The sequence below is a fragment of the uncultured Thalassospira sp. genome (assembly GCF_963976115.1).
In the GTDB taxonomy this organism is placed as follows: domain Bacteria; phylum Pseudomonadota; class Alphaproteobacteria; order Rhodospirillales; family Thalassospiraceae; genus Thalassospira.
Window position 1 is genome coordinate 25285 of record NZ_CAXBJJ010000002.1, and the last position, 22120, is coordinate 47404.

The 22120-nt window shown below is 53.3% G+C and carries 16 protein-coding genes and 2 CRISPR repeat arrays (1 of these 18 cut by a window edge); of the genes, 8 read left to right on the forward strand and 8 right to left on the reverse strand.

The annotated features are described in order from the left end of the window. Positions 1-129: direct repeats of the CRISPR family, unit length 23 nt; unit sequence TCAATCCGCATTTATGCGGGCAA; it begins 260 nt to the left of the window's first position. A gap of 190 nt (positions 130-319) precedes the next feature. The 4 genes from AAC086_RS02140 to AAC086_RS02155 form a co-directional block, all read right to left on the reverse strand. Further along, positions 320-910: an NgoMIV family type II restriction endonuclease gene (locus AAC086_RS02140; protein WP_339774705.1), complete on the reverse strand. Its 591-nt coding sequence runs from the start codon at positions 908-910 to the stop codon at positions 320-322. 58 nt (positions 911-968) lie between these two features. Beyond that, positions 969-1433 (reverse strand): NgoMIV family type II restriction endonuclease, encoded by a 465-nt coding sequence (locus tag AAC086_RS02145; protein WP_339774708.1) that lies wholly within the window; start codon positions 1431-1433, stop codon positions 969-971. Next, positions 1430-2401 carry a DNA cytosine methyltransferase gene (locus tag AAC086_RS02150; protein WP_339774710.1) on the reverse strand — a complete coding sequence of 324 codons (972 nt, stop codon included), beginning with the start codon at positions 2399-2401 and terminating at the stop codon, positions 1430-1432. Before AAC086_RS02150 ends, AAC086_RS02145 begins: the two co-directional genes overlap by 4 nt. A 174-nt stretch (positions 2402-2575) precedes the next feature. Then, positions 2576-3175: direct repeats of the CRISPR family, unit length 37 nt; unit sequence GTCTCAATCCGCATTGATGCGGGCAGCGTGTCCGGAC. Between the two features lie 137 nt (positions 3176-3312). After that, positions 3313-5136 carry a hypothetical protein gene (locus tag AAC086_RS02155; RefSeq protein WP_339774712.1) on the reverse strand — a complete coding sequence of 608 codons (1824 nt, stop codon included), beginning with the start codon at positions 5134-5136 and terminating at the stop codon, positions 3313-3315. A gap of 223 nt (positions 5137-5359) precedes the next feature. Between AAC086_RS02155 and AAC086_RS02160 the strand changes: the two genes are divergently transcribed. The 6 genes from AAC086_RS02160 (at position 5360) to AAC086_RS02185 (ending at position 13224) form a co-directional block, all read left to right on the forward strand. Then, a complete protein-coding gene (locus tag AAC086_RS02160; RefSeq protein WP_339774714.1) occupies positions 5360-7018 on the forward strand; it encodes a hypothetical protein in 1659 nt (552 codons plus the stop codon). Continuing rightward, positions 7011-8924 (forward strand): hypothetical protein, encoded by a 1914-nt coding sequence (locus AAC086_RS02165; RefSeq protein ID WP_339774717.1) that lies wholly within the window; start codon positions 7011-7013, stop codon positions 8922-8924. The genes AAC086_RS02160 and AAC086_RS02165 overlap by 8 nt, the downstream gene beginning before the upstream one ends. Further along, entirely contained in the window at positions 8924-10285 is a 1362-nt protein-coding gene (locus AAC086_RS02170; protein WP_339774719.1) for an RAMP superfamily CRISPR-associated protein, read from the forward strand. The genes AAC086_RS02165 and AAC086_RS02170 overlap by 1 nt, the downstream gene beginning before the upstream one ends. Next, positions 10282-12252 carry a TIGR03986 family CRISPR-associated RAMP protein gene (locus AAC086_RS02175; RefSeq protein WP_339774721.1) on the forward strand — a complete coding sequence of 657 codons (1971 nt, stop codon included), beginning with the start codon at positions 10282-10284 and terminating at the stop codon, positions 12250-12252. The genes AAC086_RS02170 and AAC086_RS02175 overlap by 4 nt, the downstream gene beginning before the upstream one ends. Positions 12253-12653: 401 nt before the next feature. Beyond that, on the forward strand, positions 12654-12947 hold the full coding sequence (locus tag AAC086_RS02180) for a type II toxin-antitoxin system RelB/DinJ family antitoxin (RefSeq protein ID WP_339774723.1): 294 nt from the start codon (positions 12654-12656) through the stop codon (positions 12945-12947). Next, positions 12940-13224, forward strand: coding sequence for a type II toxin-antitoxin system RelE/ParE family toxin (locus AAC086_RS02185; protein WP_339774726.1), 285 nt, complete (start codon positions 12940-12942; stop codon positions 13222-13224). Before AAC086_RS02180 ends, AAC086_RS02185 begins: the two co-directional genes overlap by 8 nt. Positions 13225-13254: 30 nt before the next feature. Here the strand turns inward: AAC086_RS02185 and traI are convergent, their stop codons facing one another. From traI to AAC086_RS02200, 3 genes are all read right to left on the reverse strand, one after another. After that, entirely contained in the window at positions 13255-16428 is a 3174-nt protein-coding gene (gene traI / locus AAC086_RS02190; protein ID WP_339774728.1) for a TraI/MobA(P) family conjugative relaxase, read from the reverse strand. Next, entirely contained in the window at positions 16425-16784 is a 360-nt protein-coding gene (locus tag AAC086_RS02195; RefSeq protein WP_339774730.1) for a ribbon-helix-helix protein, CopG family, read from the reverse strand. The genes traI and AAC086_RS02195 overlap by 4 nt, the downstream gene beginning before the upstream one ends. Positions 16785-16861: 77 nt before the next feature. Then, positions 16862-18592: a zincin-like metallopeptidase domain-containing protein gene (locus AAC086_RS02200; RefSeq protein ID WP_339774733.1), complete on the reverse strand. Its 1731-nt coding sequence runs from the start codon at positions 18590-18592 to the stop codon at positions 16862-16864. Positions 18593-18882: 290 nt separating this feature from the next. Between AAC086_RS02200 and AAC086_RS02205 the strand changes: the two genes are divergently transcribed. Both AAC086_RS02205 and AAC086_RS02210 read left to right on the forward strand, forming a co-directional pair. Then, the gene (locus tag AAC086_RS02205) at positions 18883-19635 is read left to right on the forward strand and encodes a sulfite exporter TauE/SafE family protein (RefSeq protein ID WP_339774736.1); all 753 of its coding nucleotides are present in this window, start codon (positions 18883-18885) and stop codon (positions 19633-19635) included. A gap of 177 nt (positions 19636-19812) precedes the next feature. Further along, positions 19813-20628, forward strand: a complete 816-nt coding sequence (locus AAC086_RS02210) for a GntR family transcriptional regulator (RefSeq protein ID WP_339774739.1) — start codon at positions 19813-19815, stop codon at positions 20626-20628. Between the two features lie 39 nt (positions 20629-20667). On the opposite strand, the gene AAC086_RS02215 is transcribed toward AAC086_RS02210, so the two are convergent. Continuing rightward, positions 20668-22113: an NAD-dependent succinate-semialdehyde dehydrogenase gene (locus AAC086_RS02215; RefSeq protein ID WP_339774742.1), complete on the reverse strand. Its 1446-nt coding sequence runs from the start codon at positions 22111-22113 to the stop codon at positions 20668-20670. Positions 22114-22120 lie beyond the last annotated feature (7 nt).

Consider the following 22120-nt stretch of genomic DNA (forward strand, 5'->3'; position numbering starts at 1 on the left):
TTTGCGCGCAAATCAGACCAGTCTCAATCCGCATTTATGCGGGCAACGTGTCCAGACTCTGAAACAGCTAAAAAGAACTGCGAACAGCTTCTGTCTCAATCCGCATTTATGCGGGCAACGTGTCCAGACTCACCTTCTGGAATATGCTGATTCTTCGGATGAAAAGCAACCGCTTTCCAAAGGTGACGGGAATTTGTGATTTTTGCGGGGCGGGTTTGGCCGGGTTTGGCGATCATTTTTTTCAAAATCATCAATATATCAGCCAGTTGGGTGTTTTCCACGGGCGATTGGGTGTTGTGGCGGCCTTGCGAGAACAAAATCATGTTACCAGATCGAGCGGCAGGTCGGAAATATCGCGCAGGCGTTTGCCCTCGATCATTGTATCGAGCAGCTCCAGGGTCTCTTCGCGGTTTTGCGCGATCAGGGTGCTGCGCAATTCGTAAAGGGCGAAGTGATAAACGCAATCAATGTCGCCGGTACCCAGTGCGAGGGATGCGACCCGGCCCGGTGTGGGTTCGCCGGTAATGACGGCGATATGGGGGAGTCTTCCTTTGCGGTTGCGCACAAGGTTGAGGCCTTCGGACCGGGCATTTTGCGCCCGGTCGCTGCGCAATGTCCATTTGCAACTGATTGAGGCATGGAGAATATCAAGCCCCTGATTGGCCCGGCGCAGGCTGCTAAGCCGGGCGGTTGATGTATCGACCAGAAATTCCCGGGCATTAAAGCATGTTTCCTTTAATATAACCCATTTTGTTTGTTTTTGGCGTGTCGTTTGGCAAGGCACAGCGCGCTGCGCGATGCGGCGCATCGGGCGAGCGGTGTAACGCCGCCAAACACCGCCAAAAACAAACCCTGCGGGCCAGCGCAGTCTGCCGCCTGGCCGCGTCGAAATCCTTGTCCGTAAACCCATTACGCCCTGCGGACTTCTCCTTACCAGGCGGCAGACTGCGCTGGCAAAATGGGTCATATTAAAGGAAACATACTTTAAGGGTGCTGTCGTCTTCGGGGGTGCGTGCAATAATAATATCGGGTTTTATCAGATAATCGGAGCCAAGGGCGGTTGCGATTTCGCGGTTGGATTTGGCGATGGCCTCGAGTTCATCAAGGTGGGCATATTGGTCAAAGGAGGCAATTGCACCGCCTTTGGCCACCCGGAAGGTGCCAGGGCGCAGATGGGGCATATGCTCAAAGCAAAGGCTGACAAAGCGGGCGCAAACCCCTTCAAAATCTGCTCCGGCGGTTTGACCGGGGAGTTTCGGGGCGGTTTTGGCCGGTCCCAGTTGCTCCAGGATTGAATTTGCGATGGCGATGCTGGGTTTGCTGGATTTGTCGGCATTGCTGGGAATGCCGGTAGCACTTTTGGTCAGGATATTATCCAGCAGGGTGGCGTGAAATTCCCGCCTTGCGACCGTAAGCCAGCTTTCTGTCATCATGCCACGACCTGAAAGGATTTGCGGGCCGTCAGGGCCTGTTTGATTTTAAGGGCAACCGCCCTGGCAACGGGTGGGGGAAAGGCATTGCCGATCTGGCGGTAGGCGGGTGTTTTTTTGCCCGAAAACTGCCATTCATCGGGGAAGCCTTGCAAACGGGCGACCATGCGCACCGTTAAGCGCGGCATGCCGACAAAATCGGGTTCGGGGGTGTCGTTGGCAATTCCCATGCCATCCACGCCCAGGCTTGCCCAGGCCCGCTTGGCCCTTGTGGGTCCCAAATCGGGGCCGCCGTGTTTTTTGGAGCCGCCAACGATGGTGGGGGCAATATCATCGGCCCGCTGTTTCCAGCGCGCAGCCCCCGGCCAGCCCTTTTCGGCCATCAGATCATAGAGTGTTTCGCCAACGGTTGGCGGATTGATGCCCGTGGGCACGGGCCAGGAGAAATGCTCCGCCATATCCTGGCGAATGGCAACAATGACAACACGTGGTCTGAGCTGGGGCACGCCAAAATCCGATGCGTTAAACAAATGCCATTCGGTGTGATAACCCAGCTTGTGCAGTTGTTGTTTCAGGCCCTGGCGATAGTCGGCAAACACGGCATCAAGAAAGCCGCGCACATTTTCGATCATGATGGCACGGGGGCGAATTTCATCGACAATGCGCAATGCTGCGGGAAACAGATTGCGTTCATCGGCATCGCCAAGTTGCTTTCCTGCCACGGAAAAGGGCGGGCAGGGCAAACCGTCGGCCAGCAAATCCACGCCCTGATAGGGTCGCCCGTCAAATCGGGTTACATCGGCCTGTTCACCCTGAATAATGTTCCAGCGGGGACGATTGAGCATCAGGGTGTTGCGGCAGTGATTGTCTATTTCAACGGCGGCTTCGTGGCCATAACCGGCCTGCTCCAGCCCCAGCGCCTGCCCCCCGGCCCCCGCACAAAGTTCAACCGATGTCAGGTTCTGCTGCATTGCTGTTTTTCCTTTAGCGGGCGATAGACCGGGCACGGAACACATCTGTTCCACATGTGTTCTACTTTTTGTGCGCAGACAGGTCAAGCCCGCTTCGCCAGGCACAAGGCAGGCGACATAAAGGGCGGGTGGAGTGCCGGGGCTGATGCTTCAAACGGCCAGCAACAGCCGGAAGTCTCAATCCGCATTGATGCGGGCAGCGTGTCCAGACCCATCACCCATATCAATGACGGTACCCTCATTCTGTCTCAATCCGCATTGATGCGGGCAGCGTGTCCAGACTGGAAGTTCTCGAAAGCACGCGTCGTAAGATCGAGTCTCAATCCGCATTGATGCGGGCAGCGTGTCCGGACACTCCACTCTATCATGACTGTGGAAGGTATTAATGTCTCAATCCGCATTGATGCGGGCAGCGTGTCCGGACTTAACCAGGCGACAAATACGGTACGGGTCCGTCAGTCTCAATCCGCATTGATGCGGGCAGCGTGTCCGGACCCGATCCGGAAGCCCGGGAGCGTATGCGTGAACGGTCTCAATCCGCATTGATGCGGGCAGCGTGTCCGGACAAACACGCGGCTGCCTTGCGCAACGCGTCTGACGTCTCAATCCGCATTGATGCGGGCAGCGTGTCCGGACACAACCTCGCGTTAATCCACACGGCGTCTCGTGTCTCAATCCGCATTGATGCGGGCAGCGTGTCCGGACTTAAACACCTGCCCAACAAGGACACGGTCAACGTCTCAATCCGCATTGATGCGGGCAGCGTGTCCGGACTCACCTTCTGCAATATCCTGATTTTTCGGGCAAAAAGCAACCGGTTTCCAAGAATGACGAGAAATTTCCGTTTGGTCCGGGTGTTTTAGCGCACGTTTTGGGGCTGTTTTGCTGAAAATCATAATCATGGCAGAGCGTTAGTTGTTTTCCACGGGTGAATTGAGGGCTGGAGGTGCTTTTAGGTCGTTTGTTGATGGGGTTTGTTGTGTGGTTTTATCTGGTTCGTTTGTTTCCGCTTGCGTTGTTTGGTTCTGCGCGGGTGGGGTTTCGGCGGCATTTTGGGGGTGCAGGCCAAACCAGCTAAAACCGGAAGTAAGGAGCCCGCACATAACCAGAATGATCAGCGATATTTTCAGTTTGCATCGGGCGTTCCTAAAAACAAAGAGCAAGGTTAAAAATGCGGTGATTGCCAAAATCGCGCCTGCTTGCAGGAGGTCAAACGCAAGCCCGAAATTGGTAAGATTATAAATTTTGGTTAAGCAGGATTCCAGGGGTTTGCCAATCAGGACATTCATGCCCAAAGCGCCGACAACAATGCCAATCACGACGCCCAGTGTGGCGACTTCGGTCAATTGGTGTGAGGCCTCGGTTGCCTCGTGCTGTTCCAGGGCGAGGGCAAATTCGCTGGCCTGTTGCAATTCGGTGCGGACATCGTCAAACAGGCGATCAATGCCCATGCTTTGACGCAATTTGTCGTAAATCTCGGTGCCCTGAAGCTGGTTCGAAACCCCGGTGAAACGATAGCGATGGGTGAAGTTGAGGAATTCGTTTTCAATTTCAATGACTTCTGTGCGGAAGTTTTTGGTCTCATTTTTAAGGTTTTTGTGTTTGGCGGCATGGCTCAGGCGGCTTGAAAGCATGAGCAGGGTGGCATGTTCGAGCTGGACGATAAACACCATCTGGCGGTAGTGACGGCGCATATGTTCTGTGACCAGATTATCAAAGAACCACCCTGCCCCGACGGCGGCAAAATGATAGCCGGCAAACAGAAAGCGGGTGGCACCACTCTGGCCGCCGTCCCGATGGGCATGAAAGCGGTCGTAAAAAAAGCTGTCGCGGTAGTGCTCCAGAAAATCGGGGTTATAGGGATAGGGATCATTCCCGGCGGCATCGGCGGCGGCGAGGCGGAACCAGTCGCCATCGGAGACCCGTTCCAGATTGGAGCGATGACCTTCCCCGCGTGTCAGTGACAGGGTTGTCATGACCGGAATGCGTTCATCAAGAACCTGGCGGAAAACGGGTTCTTTGTTTTCTTTGGCGGCCTTTGTGCCTTCAATCACCAGCGGGGCCAGGATGTGTTCCCACCACGGGAACATGGGTTCGCGAAAGCCCCTTTTGTGCATTGCGGCGCTGGCTGTGGTGCGGTCCTGTAAGTCCCCCAGACCACAGGGCACGTCATTGATGGTGACATTTTTGGGGGACAGGCCAGGTGCGCCATCTTTCCAGAACGGAGCATAGGCGCGGCGCAGATAATCGATCAGGGTTTGTGCCTGATCAAGGGTCAGCGGTGTGTTTGCGCCTGCATCAAAACCCAGTTCCAGCGTAAGGATCGCGACGCCGAACGGGAAAAAATGGAGCGTGCAATGGTCAATAGCAAAGTGATAATCTTTGTCTGACGTACCATCACCGATTGTCGCGGTCAGGGTTTTCAGGTCTTTGCGCTGAAAAACCTTTTGTTGCGCATCACCATCCTTTTGATACAGAAAATCGCGGACAAAATCGTGGAAATAAACGGCTTCCTCGTATGTTCCCAGGATGCTGTTGTCATTGTCATCCTGCTTGCCGGTGACGGGTTGCCAGAGATCGGAAACCTTTTTCCAGTTTGGCCCGCAGATTTTTTTTGAAAGATCGTTGAACCAGTTTTCGCCCGGTTTTTTGTCAAGGACTAGCGGCCAGACAAATATTTGTCGAAAATCCTTGACCGGAATTTCGGTTGCCCTGGCAGGTGCCGGATGTGTCATAAAATTCCCCGAGGTTGCATTTGTTTGCTGGTCAAGGCCGGTCAATACACGTTAGAGTTTTGTTGCTTGGATAGTATCCGCAATCAGGGGAGGCGGGCAAGGGGATGACGGCAGCGCAGAAGTTTTACATGTGGCTGGAGGGCGTTAATTTTGCAGCCACCCTGTATGATACCAATGATCTTTCCGTTATGTGAGGGAATGGCTTGTGCCAATTGGGGGGCGTGTGAACGTTTTATTGAGAATAGAAGGGGTGAATTTTCAAAACACCCTGTTTGATACAGATGACCTGAGTACCAATCGCGGCGCAAGTTTGGCTTATTTGAATGCACCCGACATTCTGGTTGCTGCGTTGCAAAAAGCATGTCCCGATCTTGAGGTCGAGATTGTTTATACCGGGGCGTCGGGGGGCGTTTTTAATGTGCAGGGGTGTGATGCTGCAATGCTTGATCAGGTCGTGCTTGATCTGATTGACGGTTTGCAAACGGGACAGGACAAGGATGTTCCACCGATTTATCGCCATCTTGGTTTTGCCAGTGCGGCGGTTGCGGTTGACGCGGGGTATCTGGAGGCAGAAAGCCTTGCCCAGGCGATTATTCGCAAACGTCAGTTGCAATCTGTAACAATTGATGTGCCAGATCCACGTCTCGACAATGCCGGGCGCTGTCGCATTGACCAGTTTCGCCCCGCAGATGGCGGCAAAATCATAACCGGTTCTGGGCAACGGTTTGTGTCGCAAAGTGTTCAGGAGCGTCGATCCTTTGGCCGTGACATGCGCCAGAACTTTTACCCGCACGAACTTGCCGGGGTTCTTTCGGGGCAGGACGACGATATTATACCGGAGCATTTTGCTAATTCGTTTCAGGATATTGTTGCCAACCCGCCCAAAGGGTTACCGGAATCCCTGCAGGCCAAGATGGCTGTTTTGTATCTGGACGGTAACAGTTTTGGCAAGGCGCGGCGCAATATTCTATCCCTGGATACGCCGGTTTCCTATCAACAAGGGATGGCGCGGGCCAAGGCATTTTCCGATCATGTGCAGGCACGACGGCGCGCGCTCCTTTGCGCAATCCTGACCCGGTTTAACGCGATCGCGCAGCGTGATGCGGATGGTATGGATGCGGTTTATTACGCCGACAAGGACACGAACCTCGAACCCAGGTTCCGCTTCGAGACGCTTTTGTGGGGTGGTGACGAAATGATGTTCGTTTTTCCGTCCTGGTTGCTTGAAACCGTTCTCGATTGTGTAGCCGAAAACCTGTGTGACCCGATTTGGAAACTGCCTGCTACCGGTGAAATGTTAACCCATGGCGGGGGCGTTGTGGTTTGCAACGCCAAAACACCCATCCGTGAAATTCAGGGCTTGGTGCGCACCATTGCCGATCAGGGTAAGGATCACGCAAAAAAGACGCCAAAGTCTTTTTCGGGCTTTACCTATCTTATCCTCGAAAGCGAGGCCCCGCCGCCCGAGATTAACACCTGGCGCAAAACATTTTACGGCACGGGTGATATTGGTGCCTTTACCATAGATTTTGCAGAGGGCTACCGGTCACTGGCGGATACGGTGGGAGCGATTAAAGCAGACGGTATTATTTCACGCGGACAGGTTTATAACCTGTTGCGGCGGGCACGGGCGCAATCAGACTGTCTGGGCCACAGCACGGATCATGATATTGCTCTGGTCGAAGACTGGATGGAAAATACAGCCGTTTTTGGTGATCCGCAAAAAAACATCCTTGAACAGTTGCGCTCTGATCCCGCCTTTGGTGGTTCTGTTCATCCGCTTTTACCATTTAAACGTTTAGCCGAACTTTGGGATTATTTGGGGGATGTCAAATATTCCGAAGCTACGTCAGACGATGCAAGGGAAGTGGTCAATGGCTGACAATGTGATTAGCGTTGAGCTGACTGTGCGAGCGCCATTTCTGTTTAGCGGTCTGAATGCACCGTCTTTCGGGATCAATAATGGTATGCTGCGCAATGCCAAGGGTCAGATGATCGTGCCGCAAAGTCTTCTGCGTGGAAATATGCGCCATGTTATTGGCGAAATGTTGCAACAAGGGGCGCAATTTGCCGATGGCTGTCATCCCGACGTGTTGTTTGGCCGGGCAACAACCAGCACGACCGATGAAACCGAAACGGAAACGGATGGGGAAGATGATAATGCGGATGGCGGGCGGCCCAATTGGGCACCGGCACGCGGCATTCTCGAATTTTCCGATCTTGTTCTGGTCGCGAATGACGATGCGGCAAAGCCCGATTCAACACGGGCCTTAACCCGCATTGCGATCAACGAAGAAACGGGGTCGGTGAGAACCGGTGCCTTGCAAGTGATTGAAAGCCCGTTTGCCGTTGGTGAATGCGCAATATTCAAAGGTGATATTCGCGTCGGAGCAGGCGCCGATGTTACAGATGTTGTGAAAATCTTCAAGGTTGCGGGCGGTCTGATACCGGCACTCGGCGCGAATAAAAGCAGCGGCTTTGGACGGGTCGTGGGGATCAGGTTCGCGCGTGTAACAGTCGATAACGACGTTGCCGAAAAAACACCGGTCCCGGGGTTTGATTTTGCGGCGTCTTCGGCCTCGGATTACAGTGTTGCACTGACATTTGACCAGCCTTTTCTGGTGAACAGCACAAAACTGGGCACCAATGTTTTGAAAAGTGATGTTAACCCGTCGGGTGCTGTGATCAAGGGGGCGATGGCGGCCAAGCTGCAATCGCATGGCGCACAGACTTATAGCGACTATTCCGACATTCTTGATGCGATTATTGTGCGCAATGCGGTGCTGTTGCCAAATGGAAAAGACGGCAGCAGCATCGCGCATCGGCCCCGGACAATTCCCAGGTCACTGGCACTTTATGCGGATGCCGCCGCCTTCGATGCGGGCAAAGCGACGGAACGGTTTTTGGACGGTTTTTGTGATGCAGACGATTTCAAGTTCTATAGCGCACTTGGCGGATGCCGTTTTTCCCTGGACTGGAAAGACCCGGAATGGGGCAAAATCGCACCCAGATTCGGGGCACCGGAACCTGTTGGCCGCGAAGTGCGCACCCGCACCGCGATTGACGCACAGCAAGGCATTGCGGCGACCAGTCAGTTGTTTAGCGAAATTTGCATTGTGCCGGAAAACCGGGTATGGCAGACAATCATTTCTCATGATCTGACCGGTGATGATCGTGCGAAATTTGCTCGTATGATGGCGATCATTACCGATGGGGGGCTGCCAGGGATCGGCAGCACGCGCGCGTCTGCCAATATGGTGGTCTATCCGCTTGATAACGTGATCAGACCTGTTAAACCCGATGACAAGGGTTTATGGCGGGTGACATTGCAAAGTGACGCCATTCTTCATTCCATGTCGATGCTTGAACGCCAAGGTGCTGGAACGGCGCGCTGGTTGCGCCAAAGTTATATCGACTATTGGTCCGGTCTGGTTGACGACTGGAACAGCCGTAACCCGGAAAGTCAGGTACGCTTTAACGATGGCAGCTTCGATTTTTATGCCTCCCAGCGTTATGCCGGGGGCTATCTTGCTGCGCGCTATCCGCTGCGCGATGATAAATACTATCCCTATTTCGTGACCGAGGTCGGCAGTGTCTTTCGGCTTGACCTTGAAGGGGCGGCCAATGCGTTTATCGCTGTGCTGTGCCGGTCCGGTTTGCCTGCTGCGCATGATAACCCGGCTGTGGCGCATAACTGGCAGCGTTTTCCGTTCTCGCCGCGACTGGGATTTGGCGAAGTAAGCGCAGATGCCGTTGATCCTGATTTGCAGCATGAGGAGATCGGCTAATGTTATCGCATTACAGGTTTACGCTGGAACTTGAACTGTTGTCCGATCTTCATCTTGGCACCGGTGAGACAGTAAAGTTATCGGAATTACGAAAATCCAACCACGGGGCGAGCGATGATGCCGACCCGGAGGTTTCGGTAACGGCCAAAGATGGCTCCGGGATGCCTTATCTGACCGCAACAGCGATTAAGGCCGCCGCCCGGCGGCTGGTGCTTGGTGCCGGGCAGGAAGATCTGTGTGACAAGCTGTTTGGCAAAATCAATTCGACACCAACCTATCGCAAGGGCGCGGTCGAGGTCAGCACCAATGAAGGGCGTATGGGGCGTTTGTCCTTTGGCTATGGCCGTATGGTTCATGCCCGCTCAGAGCTTCCGCCTTTGCCGCTTTATGATGCCAAAACCCGGTGCTGGATTTCGACACGGACCCGTATTGACGGGGCGACTGGAACCGTAAAACGCCACCATTTGTTTAATCGGGAATACGTTGTGGCGCAGACCCGGTTTGAGGTTGACTGCATTTTTACCGGCACCGCAAAAGAAGTTGCCGACGATCTTGGCATCTTGCTCGGCTTGATCAAAAAGGCGGGCTATCTGGCAATCGGCCAGGGCAGTCGTTTTGGCAGTGGGCGGATCAAATTGGGCAACACGTGCATCAAGGGAATGATGACAACCTTTGACCCGGTAACGTTCAGCATCAAAAACCAGGATATGAGCGTTGCGCCGATTGAAAGTGATGATGTTGTCTCCGCACCGCAAAAAACCTGGCACCTTGCCCTGCGCGCAACCGCCCCGTTTCTAATTGCCGATCCCTATGGTCGCGGCGGTGAGGACGACGAAAAAGGCGCGAACAATGTGATCCATGCCTTGCGCACGCCGCAGGGCGGACCGGCCTTGCCGCCGTCATCCCTGTTCGGGGTGCTGCGGGCGCGGGCGGTCTGGCTCGCATCCCTTGAAAACCCCGATCATCGCGATGATCCCGATCTTAAGCCATCGGCGTGGTCGTCTGGCGCGGATCTGTCGGTGACCGAGCGCCTGTTTGGCGTTAGTGGCTGGCGCGGGACGCTGGAGTTGGACGCTATCGTTGATACGGCGGATAACGGCTATGTCAAAAAATTTTCGGGTATTGCCATTGACCGCTTTTCCGGCGGGGTTATTGACGGCGCCCTGTTTTCGGTCGAGGCCTTTTGCCATGCGGCCTTCAGGGTCGGGCTAAAATTATGTGCCCGGGGATCGGGAACACAGGAAGAAGAAGCGTTCGTCTCGCGCCTGGTCAAAGCGGTGATCAGGGATGGACTGGAGATCGGACATGGCACCAATAGTGGTTTTGGATGGTTCAACGTGGTTGAGGGAGAAAAGAAATGAGCAAATCCGGTTATCGTTTTATCCCTTTGAACAACAAGGTTGTTCCAGCCCCGATTGCGCTCGATGAAATTCGCCACGACCGCCCGGTGCCAGGCACCCTGACCGGCGAAATGACGGTTGAATGGACGGCAGATACACCGTTATGTGTGGCGTCGGGTGTGAAGAATGCCGATGGCGAGCACGAGAACGTTTTTATTGCCGATGATGAAAAGGGCAAGGGCCGGACATATGTGCTGCCCGGAAGTACGACCGGCGGGGCCATTCGTGCGGTGTCGGAAATTGCCGGTTTCGCGCATTTGGGGCCGATCAATGCGGATCGGAAATACGGTACGCGGGCAATGATCGGTAAAAATAGCACGGCTGGAGGCGGCGATGACGATGTTCGTCTCGACACCTCGGCAAGCAAGATAAGAATGGCATGGCTTGAATGGGTGCCCGATACACCCGACACCGATACTGAAATCACGATGAAAAGCGGTGAAGGCAGTTGGCGGATTTATCATGCCGGTGACAGCCGGACGCGCGATAATATCTATCTTGTCAAATTCGCCGAACTGAGCCGATATTTTCAGGTTGATGTTGCCGATTGGGCGCATAAGCAGTCGCCTGAAAAGGCAAAGCTGCTTGCAAAGGCCAGCTTGATTTCCAAGGTTAACTTTATTGGTACTCCGCCGTCAGGAAGAAGTGGCTACCACAAACCTTTTGTGGGCGAGCTTGATAAAACCGGTTCCGTTGCTGTTACCGGGTATGTTGTGTGTACAGGGGCGACAGTTTCCGAAGATAAACCCAAAGCCCACGAATATTTGTTTCTGCCGCCGAAAAGGGATGCTGCATCATATGATGTTCATCCCGAAATTATGCACGAGTTCAATAAGCTTTATACAACGCCGTCGAATGACGGCGGGGTTCCACTGGAAAGCTGGCGGTTCTGGCTTAGCCAGATTGGCCATTTAAAATGGCTTTCAAAGGCTAAGAGCGTTGATAAGCGTGCTTATGACAAGGCATTCGGGCGACGCATTCCGGTGTTTTATACGGCGATTGACGGATCTGAATTACATTCCTTCGCAGATGCCAGAACTATGCATGACGCAGGTGTATGCTTTGGCTTGTCGCCGGTGTTGCGGAAACCCAATATTTACACGGTCGGCGATATTGCCAAGCGAACTTATGGTGGGCAGGAGGCCGAAACCTATCGTGTGCCCGCGTTTTCACAGGGCGGTTTGGGGTGGGATATGCCCACTGCAATGTTTGGTGCGGTCGAAGGTGTGGATCAGGACAGGCTTTCCAAACAGGATGATACGGCCCGTGCTGCGTTGAAAGGGCGGGTTTCTTTTGGTTTTGCGATTTCGACAAATGCAGAGCCAGGGGAGGTCAAAAAAGGGGTGTTCGGCGTACCGCGACCGTCGTTTGAACCATATTATCTGACTGGTGCCGATGGCTATAATGACGGCGACAGTCGTCTAAGCGGGCGCAAACGATACCCGGTACGCAGCAAGGTTAACGAGTTTGTCATTCCCAATGACAATCCTGACACGCAGGAAGCCGTGCGGTTTTTAAAATCCGGTGCCAAATTCACCCAAACCATCAAATTCAAGAATCTCAGGCAGGAAGAGCTTGGCTTGTTGCTGTGGGCGATCTGTTTTGGTAACGGCAAAAATACCGGCCAATATCGTCATGCTATTGGCCGGGCCAAAGGGCATGGCTATGGCAGTATGAAAACAGAAATCACCCGGCTTGTTTCAAACGAAGAAGACAAGGCCGAAACGGCCATCGACGCATTCAAGGCATATGTCCTTAAGGCTTTGGATGAGGATTCAAGAGAATTTGAAAAACTTGAACAGATCCAGAAACTTCTTGCCTATGCCGATCCGAATAACGGGGATCAGAATGCCAATAAACTCACTTATCCTGCATTGACCGATTTTGCCAATATCAGGGGCAGGGGGTTAAAGCTTCAAGACTTCTGACCCATCAATTAACGATGCCGCTAGCAGGTTTCAAACTGCTCTGGCATGTGTCTCGTTGGTTCTCGTCTCATCTGGCTGATCATGGTGGTGTCCATTCTGCCATGCCTAGCTCGTGATTTTTAAAAAACGCGCCGAACTTATTCCGTGCTTCCTGCAAAGCTATGGCACAGAAACGCTATCTTCTGCCTGACACTGGATTGAAAGGATATGTGCTTCGCCAAATTTCCTCGTTCATTATGTTCGAGAAAATTCTACTTTTATTGGGTCAGCGCGGTAATTGAAGAAGAAAAAGGACTGACACCCTGAAAGGATTGAACACGCAGATCACAATGAACACAGCTTGACTGTATCTCATTTGAGATACATACTTGAGGTCATATATGGCAAGTGGAGAATTTATCATGGCTCAAACATCAATGCTGCACGTTCGCGTGGACGATGAACTGAAGGCGGATGCGGCTGAAAAGCTCGCCAGTTTCGGCCTGACGGTATCAGATGCTGTCCGTATCCTTTTAACGCGTGTTATCAAAGAGGGTGGGTTGCCTGCTGGGTTAACAGCTGATCCGGAAGTTCATGATGCATGGTTTCGTGGCAAAGTGAAAGAGGCCCTGGCTGATGAGCGCTCTGCGGTGCCCCATCAACAGGTCATGGAAGAGGCACAGGCGTTGATTGACCGGAAGCGTGGCCGTGTCTGAACTGGAATGGCTGGAACTGGCACGTGCCGACCTTCTGGGGATTGTTGATTATATCTCTGATGATAATCCCGATGCGGCACAGCGTGTAAAAGACGATATACAAATGAAGGCTGAAAAGCTGCTAACGTTTCCCGGAATTGGCCGTTCGGGCCGAGTTGAGAATACCAGGGAACTTGTTGTCGGAGGGAACTACATTATTGTGTATCAGGAAGACGGGCTAAGGATACGGATACTGCGTGTGTTACATGCTACGCAGCTTTGGCCTTTGGGTGTTTAACGCATTTGGGGTGATGTTAAGCGAGACTTTCTAATCAATTTGGACCGGACGGGCCGGGCTATGGACGGGGGTTTGCGATTGATTAGGGAGAAGACCAAACTGCAAACCAGTTTCATGCAATATTTCACTTACCTGTCTTGTGTTTTTATTTAGTAAAAGTTCTCCGAACGTCATAACATTTTGCTTCCTGCCGCCTTCCGAAAACGGCGGTACAACCAATGTTCCCTTTACAGCCTTTGCCGCTTCTTGCGCCAACGCCATCGGTCGGTTTTCCTTGGCCATATGCGCATCGGTCGCCGCAATAACGATCCGATGTTTGGGCATAAACCGCCGCAGGTTTTCGGCCACAGCCTTCAGGTTCTCTGCCTTCACTGCCCACACAACCGGTTTTCCCGTTAGTCTGTTAAGCTCGATGGCGCTGACTAGGTCATCGGCTATCAGGATCGGGTCTTTGGGGTTATTTGAGAGCGTGCCGCCAATGACATGGTGCAGCCCCTTGTCGCTGCCAGGCCCTGTGATCATGTCGCCTGTTCCGTCGGAATCAACTTGATAGAGAGCGGCCAGGCGATTGCCGCCGTCACGAAGCGGGATCAGCACCTTGCCGTTTTCATCTATGCGATAGTTCGTCCACGCTTTTGTCGTGCCCAGTTCCGGTCGGGCCTTGATGGTTTTCTTGTCGGCCAGAGAGGCCATCTGCCAGGCACGCCAGGCATCATCATTCACTTTTGCGGCCAATTCTGTGCGCAGGGCTGTCATTGTTGGGGTTTTGGCCGGATCTTCTTTGATCTCGGTTTTCCAGACATTGCGGTGCGTCTCGATGACGCGTTTTTGTAGCTGCCCGGTTTCGTCGCGATAACGTTCTTCAACCTGGACCTTTTTCTTCTCGGTAATTTCAAGCGTGATCCAGTTGCCTTTGGCGGCCCCCGATTGTCTGACACTGTCAGCAATATCACCCCCCCAGAGAGTGCGTTGTGACCCGTCAGCGTCTTGCAGCTTCACAAAGCTCGATTGTGATTTCTCGGGATCAAAATTGTAGGGCGCATGACCGGTTTCGATCAGGCGTGACACCTTGTTTCCTTCATGTGGTGCGGCATAGGCTTTGAAGGACGTGGCCATGACGGGACGTATGATCTGCACGCCCAGTTTTGTCGATTTCTCCCTGTCGTCGGGCTGTTCGGCGGCATCAAGTGCCACAACAATATGGGCGTCATTGTTGCGTTGCCGGATCTGTTCGGCCAATGCTGCCCAGCCATCGGGTATGGCGGGCACCATCACCGGGCAGTTTGTGGCACGGTGCAGGGTGGCAGCATCGGCGTAATCCCGGGCGATAATGAGGGTGTCCTTGTCCTGGCGTCTTTGCGGATCGATCATGTGGCAAAGCGGTTGTTCTGAATCCGCCTCGTGCACCAGGCTTTGTTGGCCCTGTTTATCAATCAGCATGACATTCTCGATCCGCCCAGAACGATCTCTCAGGGGAACGGCCACGTTGCCATCCGCCGTCAGCTTGACGCCATAACCGCGAAGGCCTGCTGTTTTAAGCCATGCAGAATTATCCGGTTTGGCCCAGTTGGTGCAAGCATCCCAGACCATAAAGGCTTTGTCATCGGTCGCTTTGGCAAAGGCACGGCGAATGTCGGTGGGATCGTCCTGATCGGGCAGGGGAATGGATGGCACATTGGGCTGGCGCGGGATGTTGTGATCGGCAATGATTGCTTTGCTGTCGGGATATTGCCTTTGATGTTCGATCAGCACCTGTCGCATATCATTAGGATCAGCCAGAACCACAACTGGTCGCCGTGTGGCATCGTGGATTTTAACGGCATCGGCATAATCGGCGGTAAAGATCACTGGCCCCGCATTGACTTGTTTTTTCGGATCAATGAGGTGGGTCAGGCCGCGTGTCTGGGTGCTACCAATATCCATTGTTTTCCCATCCGGGGAGTAGAGACGCACCGCCTGCATATAGCCGTTGTGATCCTTGAACGGCACCAGCAGATTGCCGTCCTCATCCATGCGGCAGCCCCGACCGGTGGAACGGCTGTCTGCCAGCCATGCCAGCGGTTTTGCCGTCGCCCAGTTGCCTGCTTTCTTCCATGCGGCCAGCGCCGGATTGGCCAGTTTGGTGACGGGGGTGGGCCGGTTATCGCCAAACACCAGGTGCAGCAGTTCCTGCTGGGCGATCAGGAACACCATGGCCAGCGGATCGCGATAGGCTTCGCTGATCAGAAACAGTTTCCAGTTTGACAGGGTTCGCCCGAGCAGGGTGGTCCGGGTTGGTGTCAGGTTGCGGGTGCCCAGATATTTGCGCCATAGGGGCGGCATGGCCGGGTGGCGTAATGTGGGGCGGGGCCGGTAACGATGCTTGGTGCGCTGTTTCTGACCGGCTTTTTGATGTTTTGGTTTTGGTGGCGTAAACGCGCCGAACTTCTTTTCCAATGCCGCCTTGCTCATGGTTCTGTCCAGCGCCGAGGCTTTCATGGACTGGCCATCGGGGCTGAGCAGGACAAAACCATTACCACGTTTTTTGAGCGTGATGTCGTAATCGGCCAGTGCCTCGTGCAATGCCTGCCAGTTTTTGGCCTTGGCGGCACGCTCAAGAATGTCATCGCGCTGGCCCAGCACATGGGTTTGAAAGCTTTCTTGCCAGGTATGAGCTTCAAACGTCCTGGCTTCGGACGAGAGTTTCTGGCTGTTGCGGTTTTCGGGGGACATGCCGTTATCGACAAACAGGCCGTATTTCTTTTCAAGCTGGCGCGAGACGCGGTCGCGGATTTTATAATCGTTAAAGGGTGTATGCACTTTCAGTGTTTGCGGATGCACCTTGTTAAAGGCAATGTGCATATGGAAATTGTCGGTATTGATGTGGGTGGCGGCTACATATTGATGCTCGCCAAAGCCAAGGGCGCTGGCATAACTTCCTGCTATATCTTTTAAGTCCTGATCAGACAGGTGTTCTTTCTCGCCCGGTCGGAACGAGACGATCATGTGATAGCTTTTGTCATCAATGGCCGGTTTCATGCGACGAATGGCATTGATTTCCATAATGGCCAGATCAAGATCTTCGCGCTTTTCCCCCGCGTTGCAATTGGCAATCCAGAACCGGTCGAGCTTTTCCCCGGGTTCTTTGGCTGCCGCAATATAGTCGGCGAGTTTTTTGTAATTGTCGGGAATGTTTTTCTTTTTGGGGATTTTACGGGCGATCATGCGGAAGGGGACCCGATCCGGTTATTGATTTCGCGCACGCATTGTTTCAACGCATTTTGCGTCCCCTCGATCTCGACAATCAACTGATCAAACTTGGCCAACAAATCGGCACTCAACGGTTCATCCAGGGCCAGCTTGAACAGGTTGCCCAATCGCGCCTGATCGGCATTAACCTTAAGCAGGTCGAGAATGGCCTCGGAGGCGGCAAAATCGCGGGCATTGGGCAAGCGTGTGCCGACAATCAGGCGGCGGATCAGTTCCGAGCGACTGAGGCGGAGTTGGCCGGTTAAGGTATCGAGACGGGCCAGTTCGGCGGGGTCGAGATAGGTTTTAACCAGGTTACGGGTGGTGGCCATGAGGTCGTTCTTTGTCGTGAGAGAAACGAAGCGGGATGACCGGCAACGATCACCCGTTGCCGGTCATTGATTAAGGATCACATCGCCACTTGCGGGCGCTGTTGCTTCTGTTGTTGTTTGGGCGCGGGCAGGGAGCGGGTTTTCTGCATTTTTTGCGTAAGACCCAGTTCCTTGATCTGCTGCTTGACGGTTTTGGCGAAGCTCTCCATGCCGCGCGTTCCATGCAGATCGTTAAAGTCGGTCAGCCCGGCCTGTTTCTCCGCTGGCGAGAGGTTGGGCCGGATAACCGACGCATCCACCAGCGCCGCTGCCCGCTCAGCCCCCTTGATGCCGGGATTGATGCCCTGTCTGGCTTCCACGCCATGATCATCATCGGCTGCAATCACCAGCGGGCGCTCGGGGAAGGCCTTGTGCAGGGCTTCGGCGACCGGGGCGAGATTGCCGCTATCCAGGGCAATCGCGGTCTGATAGCCCGTCGCCATATTGAGGCTTTTGCCGGTGGCATAGCCTTCGGCAATCAGGATCGGGCCTGTGCTGTTTTTGTTGGTGCCCGGGATCATGTGCATCAAGCCAGTCTTGCGGCCGTCCTTGAGGAAGCGTTTGGTGCCATCGGGCGTGATCATTTGCAGGTTTTCAATAAAACCTTTGGCAGTGGTCATCGGCATTAGAAGGTTGTTGTTGGGATCGGTCTTGAGTGTCTCGCCGCCCACCTGCTTGCGCTGCAAATAGACATGATCCCCGCTGGCGGTATCGGCCCCCTGGAGGATGGCATAGGCGCGTTTGGCCACCTGCCTGTATTGGGTCTTGAGGTTTTCCTCCATTTGCGCCTTGCGGGCGGCGGCTTCGGCTTTGCTGCGTTCAATCTCGGCGGGGTTGCGTTCAGCGGCAGAAGATACCCATTTGATCGCTTCATTGCCGGATTTGTAATTGACGATATTGCCCGCCGGAATGCCCTCGATAAAACCGCGATAGGAGCCGCTTTTCTGGCCCTTGCGGTCGCCTTCAACCGCGACCCGGTGCCATTTGCCATCCATGGTCGGCGGGCCGTCGATCACCAGACCGTTTTCCCGGCACGCGAGGGCAAACTCCTCTTCCGGGCGCATCCGCGTTTCCGGCTGTTGGGCCGTTGCTTCATTCCAGCGGGCAAAGGGTTTGAGATCGGCATCCTCGCGCACATACCAGGATTTGGCGCGCCGGTCCCATTTGGCCCCCAAGGCTTTGGCGTCATTCTTCTCGTTATAAGGCACATTGAGATAATGGCGTTTGGCCGGGGTCTGATCTGTTGCCGGGCTGTTGTCTGGCGTCTCCATGGGCGAAACCTCCCTTGTTTTTTCCGGAGCCAGAACCGGTTTGAGCTGCTCGCGCATGTCCGGTTCCATGATCCAGCTTTTGATGTTTTCGGCATCGCGCGCAGCGGTGAACAGCACATTGCGATCCTCTTTGATCGCCTTCATCCAGCTTTTGACATAGGCGGCATGGCGCTGGGGATAATGGCCCAGCCCCAGTTCGGTGCTCAGCATGTAGCTGCCAATCTCGGCGCGCAGTTCTTCCTTGGCATAGACTTCCGAGCCAAACGGCCCGAACTCGCGGGCCATTCTGGATTGATGGCCGGTGGCATGGCCAAGCTCATGCAGGGCGGTTGCGTAATAGTCATATTGACTGCCAAAGGCATCTTGTGGCGGCAGATGAATTTCATCGGCCATTGGGCGGTAAAAGGCCCGATCCCGCTGATCATGAAAGATCGGCACATTGCCCTGTTTGAGCAGTTCTTCGGCCACCTGGTCGCGGTAGGATTTTTTCTCGCTCATTGGACGTTCTCCCCGCTGGGGTTGTTATTTCCCGCAGGGTTTTTGTTCGTCGTCGGATCAACGCCGTCAAAATGGCTGTCCAGTGCGTCCTGGTCCGTCAGGCCGGTTTCCCAAAAGTTCCTTGAATAAGGCGATTGTCCGCAATGTGCTTATTGACATGCAAATAATCATGTATAAGAAATAAGATACTAAAATATTTTGTCATGCATTTCCGATAAATCTGGTGCCAGAAGTTAAGGTTTTTGCTGTCGGGAGGCAGGGCAGAGTTTTCGTTTTTACAGAGTATTTAAATGATGATTGATTTGCCGTTGGGTGCTGTTTTTCAGTTTTTGTCGATTGTTGCGGTTGGTTGTTATGTCCAAACGGTGACCGGATTTGCATTAGGACTTACGGTGATGGGGGGAGTTGCGCTGCTTGGCGTTGTGCCTCTAAATGTTGCGACGGCGGCGGTGACCTTAGTGAGTTTGGTCAATACGTCTTTTGCTTTAAAAAATAACGCCGGGAATATCGCTTTCCGATATTTGATTATCGTCGTCGGAATGTCCCTGCCTTTCACCTGGTTAGGAGTTTGGTTGTTGCATTATTGGCAGGGGGCCGGGCAGCTTATGCTTGCGCGTCGCTTGCTTGGCGGGGTGATCGCTATTTGCGCAATATTGTTTATGTTGCGGCCATCGGCCAAGCCAACCCCTTCATCAAACAGTAGTTTTTTTGTTGCAGGTGCATTGGCCGGTTTTCTCGGGGGGATGTATGCAACGTCTGGCCCGCCGATCGTTTTTCATTTTTATCGCCAGCCATGGTTGCGCGAGGTTATTCGCGACACATTGCTCGCAGCTTTTTTCTTGATCGCAACATTTCGCGTCATTATTGCCTATACTCAGGACGCCGTCCCGATTGAGGCCGTTGGGATGGCGGTGTATGCCGTGCCTGTTGTTTTGTTGTTTACATGGTTTGCTAAACGCATGCCGCCCAAAGTATCCGACGCTACCTTACGGCGGTTTGTGTTCGCCGTTTTAATTTTTACCGGTGTTGCTTTACTTGTTTAGGATATAGAGGCAGTTCATCCTTTACGGTGCATTTGACGATTTGGGGAATGTTGGGACTATCGTATTTTCGGTGTATTTGAGAACAAGATGTTTAGGTTGGAGGGTGTTTTCCAACTGATTAAAACAGTCAAGACTGAGATGATCATTGATGATATCATGTATCTGATATAACAACTTATGCTTCGTATTCCCGATGTCATGCAAGTGGATAAGCTAACAATGCCAAAATCAAACAAGGAAAAACCTGGTAAGTCAAAAATGTCGAGTTTGGTTGCGCAGCCTCTTTACCGCATGGCTGAGAATGAAATGCTGCGGCGGATCGCGAACAAGGTCTGGGTGCCAGGACAACAATTGCCAAATGAGTTCATACTTGCCGAAGAGTTCAATATCAGCCAGGGAACTATTCGCAAGGCCCTTACGTCGCTGGAAAAAAAGGGGTTGCTTGTTCGTCATCCGGGTCGGGGGACAATGGTTGCTCGAACCACCCAGGAAGAGGTGTTGTTCGCCTTTTTCCGATTGCGCGATGGGAATGCCAATATCGTTACCCCGCAAACGCTTTCTGAAGATTTGAGACGGCGTAAGGCTACCAAGTACGAATATGAAATACTCGCGCCCAAGTGCGAGGAAGTGTACCAGCTAAAGCGTGTGCGTCACAATCAGGATCGCCCCTTCGTGTTGGAAGATATGGTCTTTTCGGCAAAACTTTGTGATGGTTTGGAAGATAACCTGCCGCTACCCAGTTCTTTGTACCCATATTTGAACGAGCGCTGGGGCATTACGGTGATGTCGGTCCAGGAATCTGTTGCTGCCGTTGCTGCCGATGCTGATGTTGCAGAGGCGCTTTCGGTTGCCAATGGAACGCCGTTACTTCGGGTGGAGCGTCGGGCGCTGGATCTTGGGAAGCAAATTATAGAAGTTCGCAGAAGCCACTATTTGACGTCGTTTGCGACATACCAGGTGGAACTCAACAGATGGGACAGCTCATCGGAATAGTCCCATCTGTTGCATGTTTAAGGCCGTATTGGATGGATATTATATCCCGCCAATGCAGATATATTTAGTGTCGAGATAGTCGCTCAGGCCTTGGCTGCCGCCTTCCTTGCCCAAGCCACTTTCCTTGATTCCGCCAAATGGTGTTTCGACCGTTGTGATCAAGCCTTCATTAATGCCGATCATGCCATACTGAAGGCGGTCATTCATCCGAAATACTCTGACCATATTATTAGTATAGACATAGGCGGCCAAGCCAAAGTCAGTATCGTTTGCTGCTTCAATAACGTCATCTTCATTCTCGAAGCACATAATGGCTGCGACAGGTCCGAAAATTTCTTCGGTGGCGATACGCATGGTCGTGGTCACATTTGAAATCACCGTTGGTTCGTACCATGTACGCCCCAGATGATGGGGGTGGCCGCCGGTATTAATGGTCGCGCCTTTTACCTTTGCATCATCGACCAAAGCGCTTACTTTTTTAAATGCGCTTTCATCAATCAGTGGACCCTGATCCACACCGGCTCCGGTCCCGTCGCCGACAATCAGGTTTTGGGTCTTTTGGGTAAGTTTTTTAACAAAGGCATCATAGATACCGGATTGAACATAAAACCGATTAGCGCAAACACAGGTTTGTCCCGAGTTTCGGTATTTGGCAACTAATGCTCCCTCAATTGCCTGGTTGAGGTCAGCGTCATCGAAAACGATGAACGGCGCGTTTCCCCCTAGTTCCATTGAAACCTTTTTCACGGTGTCTGCCGACTGTCGAATCAGAATTTTGCCGACATTGGTCGACCCCGTGAAAGTAATTTTTCGGACGCGCTTGTCGGCCATCAATGTTTCGGCGATTTCGCGTGGCGGTCCGGTGACAATGTTGATTGTGCCTGCGGGGAAGCCGACTTCTTCTGCGAGCTTCCCCCAAGCCAGTGCAGAATAAGGCGTCTGCGACGCCGGTTTGACGACTGTCGTGCAGCCGACAGCGAGCGCTGGCCCAAGCTTTCTTGCGAGCATTGAGGATGGGAAGTTCCACGGAGTAATGGCACCAACGACCCCGACAGGGTGATGGGTGACCATCATCCGTCGGCCCGGCGTTGCTGCAGGAATAATTTCGCCTTTTGCACGTCGGATTTCTTCTGCAAACCACAGAATATAAGCCGCTCCGATTGAAATTTCTCCTGCGGCCTCGGCAAGGGGCTTGCCTTGTTCGGCTGTTAGCAATGCGGCAAGTTCGCTCCGGTTGTCAAGAAGTGCATCATGGAGTTTTCGCATCAAGGCGATGCGTTCGCCAAGTGGCATGGCGGCATAGACCGGAAAAGTTTTATAGGCAGCAGAAATAGCTTCCCGGGTTTCCGTCGCGCCAAATGACGGGACCGTTCCCAATATTTCGCCGGTTGCAGGATTGGTGACGGTAATGCTTTTGTCGCCGGAGCGTTTCCATTCGCCGCCGATGAAATTGGCATCAATCTTGTAGCGTGACATGGTGGTCATGTGTTCC